At 67.8% G+C, this 13,408-nt stretch carries 12 protein-coding genes; 6 read left to right on the forward strand and 6 right to left on the reverse strand.

All coding sequences use genetic code 11. The features are described 5' to 3' along the window. Positions 1-107 precede the first annotated feature (107 nt). Entirely contained in the window at positions 108-308 is a 201-nt protein-coding gene (locus tag KB221_13930) for a hypothetical protein (protein WIY69158.1), read from the forward strand. Here KB221_13930 and KB221_13935 read toward each other — a convergent pair. Beyond that, positions 305-742 carry a thioesterase family protein gene (locus KB221_13935; protein ID WIY69159.1) on the reverse strand — a complete coding sequence of 146 codons (438 nt, stop codon included), beginning with the start codon at positions 740-742 and terminating at the stop codon, positions 305-307. The two genes, KB221_13930 and KB221_13935, sit on opposite strands and share 4 nt — an antisense overlap. Positions 743-878: 136 nt before the next feature. On the opposite strand from KB221_13935, the gene KB221_13940 reads away from it, so the two are divergent. Continuing rightward, the gene (locus KB221_13940; protein ID WIY69160.1) at positions 879-2,003 is read left to right on the forward strand and encodes a zinc-dependent alcohol dehydrogenase family protein; all 1,125 of its coding nucleotides are present in this window, start codon (positions 879-881) and stop codon (positions 2,001-2,003) included. 10 nt (positions 2,004-2,013) lie between these two features. Here KB221_13940 and KB221_13945 read toward each other — a convergent pair whose 3' ends face one another. Then, positions 2,014-2,772, reverse strand: a complete 759-nt coding sequence (locus KB221_13945; protein ID WIY69161.1) for an NYN domain-containing protein — start codon at positions 2,770-2,772, stop codon at positions 2,014-2,016. 139 nt (positions 2,773-2,911) lie between these two features. Here KB221_13945 and KB221_13950 point away from each other — a divergent pair, with 139 nt between their 5' ends. Then, entirely contained in the window at positions 2,912-3,349 is a 438-nt protein-coding gene (locus KB221_13950) for a hypothetical protein (GenBank protein WIY69162.1), read from the forward strand. Between the two features lie 5 nt (positions 3,350-3,354). Here KB221_13950 and KB221_13955 read toward each other — a convergent pair whose 3' ends face one another. Continuing rightward, a complete protein-coding gene (locus tag KB221_13955) occupies positions 3,355-4,179 on the reverse strand; it encodes a hypothetical protein (GenBank protein WIY69163.1) in 825 nt (274 codons plus the stop codon). A gap of 428 nt (positions 4,180-4,607) precedes the next feature. On the opposite strand from KB221_13955, the gene KB221_13960 reads away from it, so the two are divergent. Next, positions 4,608-5,615 (forward strand): HNH endonuclease signature motif containing protein, encoded by a 1,008-nt coding sequence (locus KB221_13960; protein WIY69164.1) that lies wholly within the window; start codon positions 4,608-4,610, stop codon positions 5,613-5,615. On the opposite strand, the gene KB221_13965 is transcribed toward KB221_13960, so the two are convergent. From KB221_13965 to lepA, 3 genes are all read right to left on the reverse strand, one after another. Beyond that, positions 5,612-5,824, reverse strand: coding sequence for a hypothetical protein (locus KB221_13965; GenBank protein ID WIY69165.1), 213 nt, complete (start codon positions 5,822-5,824; stop codon positions 5,612-5,614). The genes KB221_13960 and KB221_13965 overlap by 4 nt on opposite strands. An 86-nt stretch (positions 5,825-5,910) precedes the next feature. Next, positions 5,911-6,672, reverse strand: coding sequence for an SseB family protein (locus tag KB221_13970; protein ID WIY69166.1), 762 nt, complete (start codon positions 6,670-6,672; stop codon positions 5,911-5,913). Positions 6,673-6,965: 293 nt separating this feature from the next. Beyond that, positions 6,966-8,774, reverse strand: coding sequence for a translation elongation factor 4 (gene lepA, locus KB221_13975; GenBank protein WIY69167.1), 1,809 nt, complete (start codon positions 8,772-8,774; stop codon positions 6,966-6,968). A 268-nt stretch (positions 8,775-9,042) separates the two neighbouring features. Between lepA and KB221_13980 the strand changes: the two genes are divergently transcribed. Together KB221_13980 and KB221_13985 are read left to right on the forward strand one after the other, a co-directional pair. Beyond that, a complete protein-coding gene (locus tag KB221_13980) occupies positions 9,043-10,146 on the forward strand; it encodes an efflux RND transporter periplasmic adaptor subunit (protein WIY70940.1) in 1,104 nt (367 codons plus the stop codon). Next, positions 10,143-13,343 carry an efflux RND transporter permease subunit gene (locus KB221_13985; GenBank protein ID WIY69168.1) on the forward strand — a complete coding sequence of 1,067 codons (3,201 nt, stop codon included), beginning with the start codon at positions 10,143-10,145 and terminating at the stop codon, positions 13,341-13,343. Before KB221_13980 ends, KB221_13985 begins: the two co-directional genes overlap by 4 nt. Positions 13,344-13,408: the final 65 nt, after the last annotated feature.

The following is a 13,408-nucleotide window of genomic DNA, read 5'->3' on the forward strand; positions in this document are numbered from 1 at the left end:
CGGTCGGAACGATCAGGCCGCGCATCTAGCCGATGGCGGCGACGGTGTCACGGTTCAGGAACCTCTGCCGCGCTACAGCTTTTCCCCAACAGCAGCCGGAGCCCCCGATGACCGCCGAAGATGTTCTCTACGACGCCCAGGTCTACGCCGATGACGACCTCAACGAGGCCGACATCGTCGAATGGTACGAGACCCGCCCCGTCACCGTCCCGACCGCGGTCGCCACCGGCGCCATCATCGGTGCCTTCGCCCTCGGCGTGCTGACTGCGGTCGGTGCCCTGGCCCTGATGGGGCGTCTGGACGACTAGGTCTTCAGGCTCTCCAGGAAGCCCCGCATCTTGTCGTCCACCGGCACGGGCCGCTTGGAGTCGCGGTCCACATAGACGTGGACGAAATAGCCCACCGCCGCCGCCTCCTGCTCCTTGTTACGGAACAGGCCGATCTCGTAGCGGACCGAGGAGGTGCCGACGTGCGCCACCCTCACGCCCGCCTCGATCTCGTCCGGGAAGGCTGTCGGCGAGAAATAGCGGCAGCCCGTCTCGACGACCAGGCCGATGGTCTTGCCCTGGTGGATGTCGATGATGCCGTTGACGACCAGCAGCCGGTTCACCGCCGTGTCGAACCACGAATAATAGACGACGTTGTTCACATGGCCGTAGACGTCATTGTCCATCCAGCGCGTGGATATGGCCTGGAACCGGCGATAGTCGCCGCGCTTCGTCCGTTCGATCGTGCCGGTCATGAAGTCTCCCTTGGTGCGCTGGCGCTCGCGACGCGGTCGCTCGCTGCTTGAGCGCGAGTTGATTCCGCGCGTCTCGGCGCGCTTGTTCTCAGCCTTGGGCTTGGCGGACGCGGCGTCAAGCGCCTAGCCTGCCCTTATGCAGACCACTGCCGCCGTTCTCCGGGCCATGGGCGCCGCCCGCCCCTATGCCGCCAGCCGGCCGCTGTCGCTCGAGACGGTGACGCTCGATCCGCCCGGCCGCGACGAGGTGCGGGTCGCGATCAAGGCCGCCGGCCTGTGCCACTCCGATCTCAGCGTCATCAACGGCGACCGGCCCCGGCCCCTGCCCATGGCGCTCGGCCATGAAGCCGCCGGCGTCGTCGAGGCGCTGGGCCCCGGGGTCACGGACCTCCAGGTCGGCGACCATGTCGTCATGGTCTTCATGCCGTCCTGCGGCCATTGCGATCCCTGCGCCGGCGGCCGCCCCGCCCTGTGCGAGCCGGGTGCGGCGGCCAACGGCAAGGGCGAGCTGCTGGCCGGCGGACGGCGCCTCCATGATGCGGCGGGCGCGCTCAATCATCATCTCGGCTGCTCCGCCTTCGCGGCCCATGCCGTGGTCTCGCGGCGCTCGCTGGTGAAGGTCGACCGCGATCTGCCGTTCGAGCACGCCGCCCTGTTCGGCTGCGCGGTGCTGACCGGCGTCGGCGCGGTCGTGAACACGGCGCAGGTCCGGGCCGGCCAGTCGGTGGCCGTCGTCGGCCTCGGCGGCGTCGGCCTGTCCTCGGTGCTCGGCGCGCTGGCGGCGGGGGCCAGCCCTGTGATCGCCGTGGACCTCAGCGAGGACAAGCTGGCCCTCGCCCGCTCCCTCGGCCCGGTCCAGACCGTCAACGCCGCCGCTCCCGACGCCATCGAACAGGTCCGCGCCCTGACCGGCGGCGGGGCCGATTTCGTGTTCGAGATGGCCGGCTCCGTCGCGGCGCTGGAGGCAGCCTGGCGGATGACGCGGCGCGGCGGGACCACGATCACGGCCGGCCTGCCCCCGCCCGAGGCGGCGCTGGCGGTCAACATCGTCCAGCTGGTCGCCGAGGAGCGCACCCTCAAGGGCAGCTATATCGGCACCTGCGTCCCCGCCCGCGACATCCCCCGCTACGTCGCCCTGTTCCGGCAGGGGCGGCTGCCGGTCGATCGGCTGCTCAGCGGCACCATCCCCCTCGCCGACATCAACGCCGCCTTCGACGATCTGGCCGAGGGCCGGACCGTCCGCACCGTCATCACCTTCTGACTCCTCCCCTTCAGGCCTTGTCGCGGATCCGCATGGCCCCGCCGGCGGCGCCCGTCTGCACCTCGAACCGCCCCGTCCCGCGGATCAGGTCCGACAGTTTGGCGTGGCCATAGGTACGCTGGTCGAAGTCCGGATAGGCGTTGCGCAGCCGGTCACCGAGGCCGCTGACCGTGACCCAGCCGTCGCCGTCCTCGTCCATGTCGGCGATCACCGTGGCGATCAGGCGCGCCGCCTCGACCGGCTTGCGCTTGCCCGGAGCCTCCGGCGCGGCCGTGGCCGGCGCCCGCCCCCCGCCCGCCGCCGGCGCCACGCTCTCGACGGGCTGGCCGATCAGGTTCTCGGTGTAGATGAAGCGGGTGCAGGCCTGGCGGAAACTCTCCGGCGTCTTGCGCTCGCCGAAGCCATAGACATCGACCCCCTCCTCGCGGATGCGCGACGCCAGCCGGGTGAAGTCGGCGTCGGAGGAGACGAGGCAGAAGCCGTCGAACCGGCCCGAGTGCAGCAGGTCCATGCCGTCGATGACGAGGGCGATGTCGCCCGAATTCTTGCCCTTGGTATTGGCGAAATTCTGCTGCGGCTGGATGGCGTAGCGGGCCAGCACCTTCGTCCAGCCGCCCAGCTGGGCCGAGGCGAAATCGCCATAGATGCGCCGCGCCGAGGCCTCGCCCAGGGTGGCGATCTCGGTGAACAGGGCCTCGGCGATGCGGGCCGAGGCGTTCTCGGCGTCGATCAGCACGGCGAGGCGGGGGGCTTTGGAGACGACGGTCATGGGGGGCCTTGGGGGCGAGGGGCGAGGGATGAGGGATGAGGGATGAGGGAGGAGGGATGAGGGGGCACGTGTCGGCCCCGGCGACGGGCGGGTCAACGTGCGGATGCGGGCGGCGGCGGGATGGGGTAGAGACGGCGGCATGACCCAAGCCCTCCGCCGCCTGCTCGACCTGCCCGGTATCGATGATCTGGAGCTGAAGGCGCTGATGAAGCCGCGCGCCGCCGATCCGGACGAACTGTATGAGTTCCCCGAGATCGCCGAGGCCATCGACGCCGCCGCCCGCGCCGCCTTCGGCCTGACCCCGGACGAGGCCGCCGCCGTCGCCCGCCCCGCCGACTGGGACGCGATTGAACGCCTCGACCCCGCCGACATGGCCGAGGCCTTCGCCGCCGAGGGCTGGGACGTCATGGACGCGCGCCGCAAGCCCCTGCGCATGCTGGCCCACTGGGCCCTGCCCCTGGCGCTGTCGATGCGCGGCGTCGCCGGCGCCCTGCCCTTCCACGCCGAGCCCGACCAGCCGGTGACGGACTGGGGCTCGAACCTGAAGGCCGAGGCGACGCGGTTCCGGAAGCGCTAGAGGGATCACATCCCCACCTTCCACGGATCGCCCGGCGGCGGGCTGGGCGTAACGGTGACGTCCTCCAGTTCCGCCGTGGCCGCCAGCAGCCAGTCCCGCGTCCCGGCCATGGCGTCGAAGCTGGATTGCGACACTGTGATCTCGCCACCCAGATCTCGGATCTGACGCTCCGCCGCGTGGATACGCCGGACCATGGCCATGTGGTGGTGGGTCTGGGTCTGACGCACCTCGGACAGCCGCTGCTGGTAGGCTTCCTTGATGGCCCGGTCCGGATCGTCGACCCGGTCGGGATTCAGCGCCAGCCGCCGCGCCGCCACGCCGTGGTCATCGGCCAGTACCTCGAAGATCAGGCCGAGATCCATAGTCTCGATCGTCTGCCCCCCGCCCCGCGCCCGCTCGCCTAGCCGCGCATAGCTCTCGGCCAGCCCGGCCAGCGCCTTCGCCTCATTCCACAGCCGCCCCTTCATCGCCCGCCCCGACGCCAGCGTCGCCGCCCGCGCGAGGGCGGCGGGGTCAGAGGCCTCGGGATCGTCGACGGGGGCGGGGGCGAAGAGGGTCTTCAGCGCGCGCTGCTCGCGCCTCGCAGGCTCAGCCCGAACGGCCTCCGCCGCCTCTACGGCCTTGGCATGCTCCCTCGCCAGCTGGTCGCCGTTGCGCTTCTTGCTCCAGCCTGCGCGCCCGGCCTGATAATAGACGGACCCCGGCGACACCTTCCATTTGACCGCCAGTTCCCGCGCCGTCGCGCCGCTGCGATAGGCCTCAACTACCTCCGCCCAGGTTTCCTTGCTCAGGTGGTAGTGACACGGGACGACGGGAGGACGACTGGGCATGACGGAGAGTCTACGTCGCCCCGAAGGACTGCGAGGCTGAAACCCGGAAATGCCCGTGGGGGTTGGAAACGGAGTGTCGGAATCGGCCTTCGCCGGTGACCGCGCTCCCCTCCCTTTCGTCATTCCGGGCGAAGAGATGCGCAGCGTCTCGAAGACCCGGAACCCAGCGGCGCGCGCGAGCGCGAACCTGTCGAGAGCACCAACGGCCACCAGCATGCCCGAACAGATCGCCTTCGGCACCGCTGGGTCCTCCGGTCTGCGCCGCGAAGACGCGGCTTGCCGCAGGATGACGATAGCGGGGGATGCAGCAGTCACCCCTCGCCTCTCCCATCGGACGAGGAGGCCTGGCAAATGGCCGGCGCGTGTGCCTAACCTCCGGTAGGTGGAGGGGCCGTGACTTACCAATCGGAGATAGGAAGCGTTGGCGTTTGCCCGACGAGAAGTCGGCGTCCGGCATGAGCGCGCTTTCTGAGCGGCTTGCTACCCTTCCGCCCGAGCACCAACAGGCGCTCCAATGGTTCTGGGATAGACAAGGCGACTTGATCGGTTGGCCGGAACCCCTCAACGGCCTGTACTTGGTCAACCGGCCGAAGGGCATTCACAAGCCAAAGGGGTGGATCCACGCTCTCAGTGTTCGGCAGGCTCTGAAAGGGCCGTACGCCGACCGGCCGCCAGAGGGCTCGTTCAACACCTCTTGGAGCTACGACTATTTCCAAGAGGGGCAGGACCCGGCTACGCGCGACAATCACGCCACCAATCGCGGCTTGATGGCTTGCTGGACAGACAACATCCCGGTTGCCGTCTTGATTCAGGAAAAGTCAAAGCCCGGAGTGCGTTACCGCGTTTGGGGGCTGGCAAGGGTAGACAACTGGACCAACGGGCACTTCAAACTTGAGGGCTACAATCCTGCAGGCGAACTCGGGAACGTTTCGCCCGCGAACGGCGTGGATATCGAATACGATATCCCGGGTCACACACCCGTCGCGATCGCTGAGCCCTATGAACCGTTCAGTACCGATGACGCACGCAAGCGCATTCACGCCCAGATCGTCGCGCGCCAGGGCGGTGCGAAATTCCGTTCGAGTGCGCTCAAGACGTTTCAGGGCCGCTGCGCGATTTCTGGGTGCGACGTCCCTGCTGTACTCGAGGCTGCGCACATCGTTCCTTATCGCGGAAGGCAGACAAATTCCGACGACAACGCTTTGTTGTTGCGCGCCGACCTGCACACACTTTTCGATCGACTACTGCTGTTCGTGGACCCAGTGACCCTAGTTATAACCCTCGCCGATGAGCTGGCTTCGAGCGAATATGCGATGTTCGCAGACAAGCCCCTTAGCCTTCCGCTTGGTGTGGATCCCAAGACGATCGGCCTTCGTCTTGGGGAAAGAGTTGAAGCCCTAAAGGTAGCCAAATCTGGAACTGGCTCTCCCGGCTAGATCGCCCGTTCAAACAGGATCAGGTCGTACTTTTCAGCGTACCATTCGACGAACTCCGCCGGGCTGTCGCCATAGCTCCAGTACCGAAGAATATCCTCCCGCGACCAGCCCGCGCCATTCGAGTCGAGATACCAGTCACGTGTCATCGCGCGATCGACCTCGGCCAACCAGGCGATGCATTCACGGGGCAGGTCGTCGGCGGCATCCACGAACGGATTCTAGCCGTTCGAACTCATAGCCTCTACCAACTTGAAGTAGGAACGGCGCGGTCAGGGTATGGGCGAAGATCGCCCCCCTACCGGATCTTCACCCCGATACCCTTCTCGCCGCCCGGCTTGCTCACGCTCACGTCGAACACCTCGCCGCCGAAGGCGAGCCCGCGCACGGCGCGTTCGCACAGGGCGATGATCTCGTCGGCGGGCTGATCCGTGCGGATGTCGAGGAACCAGCCCATCATCTTCGCCTCGTTCCAGCGGGCGCGGGCCAGCCAGGCTTCGTCGATCTTCAGGTCGCGGAAGGCCACGTTCAGGCGGCCGATCAGGGTGAAGGGCTGCTGGGGCTCGGGCACGTCGGCCAGCTCGACCGTGCCCGAGGGGCGGCCGACGAAGGACGGGAGGGGGGCGTGTTCGAGCACGGCCTTGATCTGGTCGGGCTCCATCATCAGCCCCTTGCCGCCGGCCGGGTTGAGCAGGATCACCGTGTCCTTGAGCATGTCGAGCAGCTTGCGGCCCTGCATGGCCAGGATGCGGGTGTCCGGGCCGAACATCTGGACCGCCCGGGCCGGGTCGGTGAACAGGGTCACGGTGTTGCGGCCGTCGTTGAGGACCACGCCGCGCAGGATCAGCTGCTCGCCCGGACGCAGCACCTTGGCGCCGTCGTCGCCGGGGGTGCCGCCGGGGCTGTCGGGCTCGGGCACGGCATAGAGGTCGGCCTCGAGCATGATCCGCTCGAAATCGCCCATCTGCCGCGCGTCCGCCAGACCGGCGTAGAGCAGCTCCTCCAGCGGGTTCAGCGGATTGTCGGTGAAGGTCATGGGGGTCTGGGCGGCGTCGGTCATGGGGCGGGCTCGAAGTCGAAGGGTCGGACACAAGAGGGGAGCGCGGCGGCGGCGTCAATCGGGGGGGAAGCAAACCGTGGGCGGGCCGACCTCACCGCCCCTGCTTTCGTCATCCTCCGGCGAGCGCAGCGAGACCGGGGGACCCAGCGGCGCCGAAGGCGATCTGTTCAGGCAGGCTGCGTCGGGCAGCGGCGCTCCCGGCAGGTTCGCGCTCCCGCGCGCCGCTGGATCCCCCGGTCTGCGCGGCTGCGCCGCTTCGCCGGAGGATGACGAAAGCAGAAAGGTAGCTGCCCTCAATCGTCATCCATCTTCAGCGCGGCGATGAAGGCTTCCTGCGGGATCTCGACCTTGCCGAACTGGCGCATGCGCTTCTTGCCGGCCTTCTGCTTCTCGAGCAGCTTCTTCTTGCGGGTGGCGTCGCCGCCGTAGCATTTCGAGGTCACGTCCTTGCGCAGGGCGCGGACGGTTTCGCGGGCGATGATCTTGCCGCCGATGGCCGCCTGGATCGGGATGACGAACAGGTGGGGCGGGATCAGCTCCTTCATCTTCTCGACCATGGAGCGGCCGCGCATCTCGGCCCGGCCGCGGTGGACCAGCATGGAGAGGGCGTCGACGGGCTCGGCGTTGACGAGGATGTTCATCTTCACAAGGTCGCCGACCTTGTACTCGCTGAGCTCGTAGTCGAACGAGGCATAGCCCTTGGAGATGGATTTGAGGCGGTCGTAGAAGTCGAAGACGACCTCGTTCAGCGGCAGCTCATAGACGACGAGGGCGCGGGAGCCGACGTAGGAGAGCTCGACCTGGGCACCGCGGCGGTCCTGGCACAGCTTGATGACGCCGCCGAGGTATTCGTCGGGCGTCAGGATCGTGGCCTTGATCCACGGCTCGCTGATTTCCATGATCTGCATCACGTCGGGCAGGTCGGCCGGGTTGTGCAGCTCGATCTCGGAGCCGTCGCGCAGGGCGATCTTGTAGACCACCGAGGGGGCGGTCGCGATCAGGTCGAGGTTGAACTCGCGGCTGAGGCGCTCCTGGATGATCTCGAGGTGCAGCAGGCCGAGGAAGCCGCAGCGGAAGCCGAAGCCGAGGGCGGCGCTGGATTCCATCTCATAGGTGAAGCTGGCGTCGTTCAGGCGCAGGCGGCCGATGGCGGCGCGCAGGTCCTCGAAATCGGCGGCATCGACCGGGAAGAGGCCGCAGAAGACCACCGACTGGACCTGTTTGAAGCCCTTGAGCGGCTCGGCGGTGGGCTTCTTCTCGTCGGTGATGGTGTCGCCGACGGCGGCGTGGGCGACCTCCTTGATCTGGGCGGTGATGAAGCCGACCTCGCCGGGGCCCAGTTCGTCGACCGGGGTGTTCTTGGGCAGGAAGACGCCGACGCGGTCGATCAGGTGGGTCGAGCCGTTCTGCATCATCTTGACGCGCTGGCCGGTCTTGAGCGTGCCGTCGAAGACCCGGACGAGGACGACGACGCCGAGGTAGGGATCGTACCAGGCATCGACCAGCAGGGCCTTCAGCGGCGCCTTGGGGTCGCCCTTGGGGGCCGGCAGGCGGGTGACGATGGCCTCGAGCACATCCTCGATGCCGATGCCGGACTTGGCGCTGCACAGGACGGCGTCGGAGGCGTCGAGGCCGATGACGTCCTCGATCTGCTGCCGCACCCGCTCGGGCTCGGCCGCGGGCAGGTCGATCTTGTTCAGGACCGGTACGATCTCGTGATTGTTATCGATGGCCTGGTAGACGTTCGCCAGGGTCTGGGCCTCGACGCCCTGGGAGGCGTCCACGACCAGCAGGGAGCCCTCGCAGGCGGCCAGGGAACGGGAGACCTCATAGGCGAAGTCGACGTGGCCGGGCGTGTCCATCAGGTTGAGGACGTAGTCGAGGCCGTCCTTCGCCCGGTAGTTCAGGCGCACGGTCTGGGCCTTGATGGTGATCCCGCGCTCTTTCTCGATATCCATATTGTCGAGAACCTGCGCCGACATTTCGCGCGCGGTCAGGCCGCCGGTCACCTGGATCAGGCGATCGGACAGCGTGGATTTGCCGTGGTCAATGTGGGCCACCACACTGAAATTGCGGATACGTTCGATGGGAGGGGTCGTCATGGCCGCGCCGGTAGCACGGCAGGGCCGGATCGCCAACGCGCGCGCGGGCCGCGGGCTGTTTCGCCACCCTCCCGGGCGCGGATTACTTCGACGTAAGGCCGCGCTTTGGCGTTTGAGAAGCGAGGGCGAAACCGCTATTCAACGGCCGATGACAGGGGCGCCCAGGACGGGCGACCCGAACGCGAGACGCGCGGCTCCCCCTCCGCGGCGTCCATGAGGACCAGACGTGGCGAACATTGTGCGGAACAGCCTGGCCGGCGTGGCCATGATGGCCCTGGGCCTGACCCTCGCGGCTTGCGGCGGCGGCGGCGAAGACAAGGAAACGGCCGCCGCGGCGGCGCGCAGCGCGGGCCAGACGGTCACGGCCGCGACCGCGACCCTGATCAACCAACCGCGCACGGTGACGGCGTCGGGCAGCGTATCGGCCTGGGAAGAGGTGCCGGTGGGTGCGGAGACCGGCGGCCTGACGGCCATCGGCGTCTATGTCGACGAGGGCGCCTACGTGCGGCAGGGACAACTGCTGGTAAAGCTGAACGACGATGTTCTGCAGGCCCAGCTGCGACAGCAGCAGGCCGGGGTGGCCAGCGCCGAGGCCAATGCGGCGCGCGAGGACTCGGCCCTGGCCCGGGCCGAGGAACTGCGCGGGCGCGGCTTTCTGAGCCAGGCCTCGCTGGACACCGCCATCGCCAACCAGCGCTCGGCGCGGGCACAGCTGGCCTCCGCCCAGGCCTCGCTGAGCGAGACCCGCACCCGCCTGAACCAGACCAGTGTCCGTGCGCCGGTCGCCGGCATCATCAGCAGCCGCAGCGTCACCCGGGGCCAGATCGTCCAGCCGGGGACCGAACTGTTCCGGATGGTGCGTGACGGTCGGCTGGAGCTGGACGCGGAGATTCCCGAGGCCGAGCTGCGGCTCGTCCGGTCCGGCATGGCCGCGACCATCGCCTCCGACCAGGCCGCGGGCGCGACCGGACGGGTCCGTATCGTGACCCCCGAGGTCAATGCGCAGACGCGCCTCGGCATCGCACGCATTTCCCTGGCGTCCGGCAGCGGCCTGAGCCCCGGCATGTTCGCCCGCGCGACCATTGATGTGGGGTCCCAGCCCGCCGTGGTGGTGCCGTCAGACGCCATCGTGTTTCGTGAGGGCAAGTCCGGTGTCTATACAATCGGGGCCCGCAACGCCGTGCATTTCAACCCGGTCACCACGGGGGCCCGGAACGGTTCGCTGATTCAGATCGTCAGCGGGCTGGAAGCCAACCAGCGGGTCGTGGTCCAGGGCGCCGGCTTCCTGGGTGAAGGGGATGTGGTGACTGTTGTGGAGGCCCGGACGGCCCCTGCCGCGGTGCCTGCCGCGACCGGGACGACCAGCCGATGAATTTCAACAACATCTCATCGTGGTCGATCCGGAATCCGATTCCGATCGTCCTGTTGTTCGTGGTCCTGACGATCGCGGGCATCAGCAGCTATTTCAACCTGCGCACCAATAATTTCCCTGACGTCGACCTGCCGATCGTCGCGGTCACGGTGGTTCAACCCGGCGCAGCCCCGACCGAGCTGGAAACCCAGGTCACCCGGCTGGTCGAGGATTCGCTGGCCGGCCTGGGCCGGGTGCGCAAGATCAACTCCACCGTCACGGACAGCGCCTCGACCACCCTGGTCGAATTCGAACTGGGTGTGGACCTGGAAAAGGCCACGAATGACGTGCGCAACGCCGTCGCCGCCGTCCGTCAGGATCTGCCCGCGGATGTCCAGGAGCCCGTGGTCCAGCGCATCGAATTCACGGGTCAGGCCATTCTGAACTACGTCGTTCGCGCGCCGGGCATGAGCCCGGAGGAACTGAGCTGGTTCGTCGATAATACGGTCTCCAAGCGCCTTTTGCTGGTCAATGGCGTCAGCCAGATCAACCGCGACGGCGGCGTCAGCCGCGAGATCCGCATCAAGCTTGACCCCGGCAAACTGGCCGCCCAGGGCGTGACCGCCGCCGCGGTGTCGCAGCAACTGCGCGCCTCCAACGCCAACCTGCCCGGCGGCCGGAGCGAAATCGGCGGCGAGGAGCAGGCCATCCGCACGGTCGGGTCGGCCCTGACCATCGAAGCCCTGCGAGACACCCTGATCCCCGTCAACGGACGGGCGGTCCGGCTGGGGGATCTGGGCGAGGTCGTGGACGAATGGTCCGAGCAACGCGGTCGGGCCCGGTTCAACGGGCAGGAAGTGGTCGGCTTCGGCGTCGTCCGTTCGATCGGATCGTCTGAGGTCGATGTCTACCACCAGTCGATCGAGGCGATCGAGGCGCTGGACGCCGAGCGCGCCGACGTCACCTTCGAGAAAGTGTCGGATATCACATCCGACGTGATCAACAATTTCCACGCCTCGGTCGAGGCCCTGCTGCTCGGCGCCCTGCTGGCGATTGCCGTGGTGTTCGTCTTCCTGCGCGACTGGCGAGCGACCCTGATCACGGCCGTGGCCATGCCGCTGTCGCTGATCCCGACCTTCTGGATCATGGACCTGACCAACCAGTCGCTGAATGTCGTGACCCTGCTGGCCCTGTCGCTAACGGTCGGAATTCTGGTGGACGACGCGATCGTCGAGATCGAAAACATCGTCCGCCACATCCGTGACGGCAAGGCACCCTATCCGGCGGCAATGGAGGCCGCGGACGAGATCGGTCTGGCCGTGATCGCCACGACCGCGACCCTGGTCGCCGTGTTCGCGCCCACGGGCTTCATGCCGGGTGTGGTCGGCCAATTCTTCAAGTCCTTCGCCATCGCCACCTGTGTCAGCGTGGGCTTCTCCCTGGTGGTCGCCCGAACGATCACTCCCCTGATGGGAGCCTTCCTGCTCAAGCGCGACCAGGGCAAGGAGCACGGCGATCCCAAATGGATGAAGCCGTTCCTCGGAGCCCTGAGCTGGTGCCTGTCGTCGTCAACAGACGCCCGGCTGGTCGCTGACCGGGCAGAGGGCCGCGGCAGCTGGGTCCGGCGGCGGATCTTTTTCCGGCTCAAGGACCATCGACTGTGGGTCATGGGCATGGGTCTGGCGTTCTTCATCGGATCGCTGTTTCTGGCCGCCAGCCTGCCCGGCGAGTTCATTCCGGCGGAGGACATCTCGCGCTCCAATGCGACTGTCGAGCTGGCCCCCGGCACCACACTGGAACAGACCGATGAGGCCGTTCGTCAGGTGACGGAAATCCTCCGGGCCCGACCCGAGGTCGCCTCGGTGTTCTCGTCCATCGGCTCGGCCACGGTCAGCTTCGGGCCGGGCGGCGGCGGTGGCGCGGGCGAGGTGCGTCGGGCGAACATGACCATCAACCTGGTCAAGCGCTGGGACCGCAAGCTCAGCCAGCAAGAGTTCGAGCAGGAGATCGGGCGTGAGTTGAAGGTCATCCCCGGGGCCCGGATCCAGTTTGGAGCCGGCGGCGGCGGCGGCGGCCTGATGAGCATCGCCCTGGTCAGCGACAATCCCCGCCAGCTGGAACTCGCGGCGGCCCGGGTGGAGCGTGAGATGCGCGCCCTGCCCGAGCTGGCCAATGTGTCCTCGTCCTCGGCTCTGGTGCGGCCGGAAATCCTGATCCGGCCCAAGGCCGATGTGGCGGCGCTGCAGGGCGTCTCCGCCGCGGCCATCAGCCAGGCGGCCCGGGTCGCCACCCTGGGCGATGCCGACCAGCTGCTGCCGAAATTCAACCTCGGTGACCGCCAGATCCCGATCCGGGTCATGCTGGCCGAAGAAGCCCGAAGCCAGCTGGGTGTGATCGAAAACCTGCAGGTGCCGACGGCCTCCGGCGGGACCGTTCCGCTCTCGGCCGTAGCGGATATCAGCTTCGGCGCCGGACCCAACCAGATCGAACGGCTGGACCGCCGCCGCGTGGCCACCATTTCCGCCGAACTGGCCGGCGTACCGCTGAGCGTCGCGACCAAGGCGGTCGACGCCCTGCCCACGATGACCAACCTGCCGGAAGGCGTGACCCAGCAACTGACCGGCGATGCCGAGAGCAATCAGGAACTGGCGACCGGCTTCGGCTTCGCCATCATCACCGGCATCCTGCTGATGTATGTCGTGCTTGTTCTGCTGTTCGGCAGCTTCTTCCACCCGGTCGTCATCCTGGCGGCGCTGCCCGTGTCCTTCGGCGGGGCCTTCCTGGCCCTGCTGATCACCGGCAAGTCGATGTCGATGCCGGCGCTGATCGGCATCATCATGCTGACCGGGATCGCGGCCAAGAACTCCATCCTGCTGGTAGACTATGCCATCATCGCCATGAAGGCGGGCATGAACCGACGCGACGCCCTGATGGATGCGGCCCACAAGCGGGCGCGGCCGATCATCATGACGACGATGGCCATGGGGCTGGGCATGTTGCCGATCGCCGCGGCGATCGGCGAAGGCACGGCTTTCCGTTCACCCATGGCCGTGGCGGTGATCGGCGGACTGATCACCTCGACCGGTCTGAGCCTGCTGTTCGTCCCGGTGGTGTTCAGCCTGGTCGACGGGGTGAAGACCCGCCTGGAACGCCGCATGGACCGGATGTTCCACGGCCAGCGCGATACGCCCAACCCCCGGGAGCAGCCGGCGGAATAGCGGTCCGTCGGCCGGACCGGATGATCGTCCCGAGGGGGCGGTGGCCCCGGGGCCGCCGCCCCTTT

The organism is Aquidulcibacter paucihalophilus (genome assembly GCA_030285985.1).
In the GTDB taxonomy this organism is placed as follows: domain Bacteria; phylum Pseudomonadota; class Alphaproteobacteria; order Caulobacterales; family Caulobacteraceae; genus Brevundimonas.

Coding starts and splice junctions, on each gene's coding strand:
- KB221_13930 (WIY69158.1), top strand. CDS start 108: ATGACCGCCGAAGATGTTCTCTACGACGCCCAGGTCTACGCCGATGAC.
- KB221_13935 (WIY69159.1), bottom strand. CDS start 742: ATGACCGGCACGATCGAACGGACGAAGCGCGGCGACTATCGCCGGTTC.
- KB221_13940 (WIY69160.1), top strand. CDS start 879: ATGCAGACCACTGCCGCCGTTCTCCGGGCCATGGGCGCCGCCCGCCCC.
- KB221_13945 (WIY69161.1), bottom strand. CDS start 2,772: ATGACCGTCGTCTCCAAAGCCCCCCGCCTCGCCGTGCTGATCGACGCC.
- KB221_13950 (WIY69162.1), top strand. CDS start 2,912: ATGACCCAAGCCCTCCGCCGCCTGCTCGACCTGCCCGGTATCGATGAT.
- KB221_13955 (WIY69163.1), bottom strand. CDS start 4,179: ATGCCCAGTCGTCCTCCCGTCGTCCCGTGTCACTACCACCTGAGCAAG.
- KB221_13970 (WIY69166.1), bottom strand. CDS start 6,672: ATGACCGACGCCGCCCAGACCCCCATGACCTTCACCGACAATCCGCTG.
- lepA (WIY69167.1), bottom strand. CDS start 8,774: ATGACGACCCCTCCCATCGAACGTATCCGCAATTTCAGTGTGGTGGCC.
- KB221_13980 (WIY70940.1), top strand. CDS start 9,043: ATGGCCCTGGGCCTGACCCTCGCGGCTTGCGGCGGCGGCGGCGAAGAC.
- KB221_13985 (WIY69168.1), top strand. CDS start 10,143: ATGAATTTCAACAACATCTCATCGTGGTCGATCCGGAATCCGATTCCG.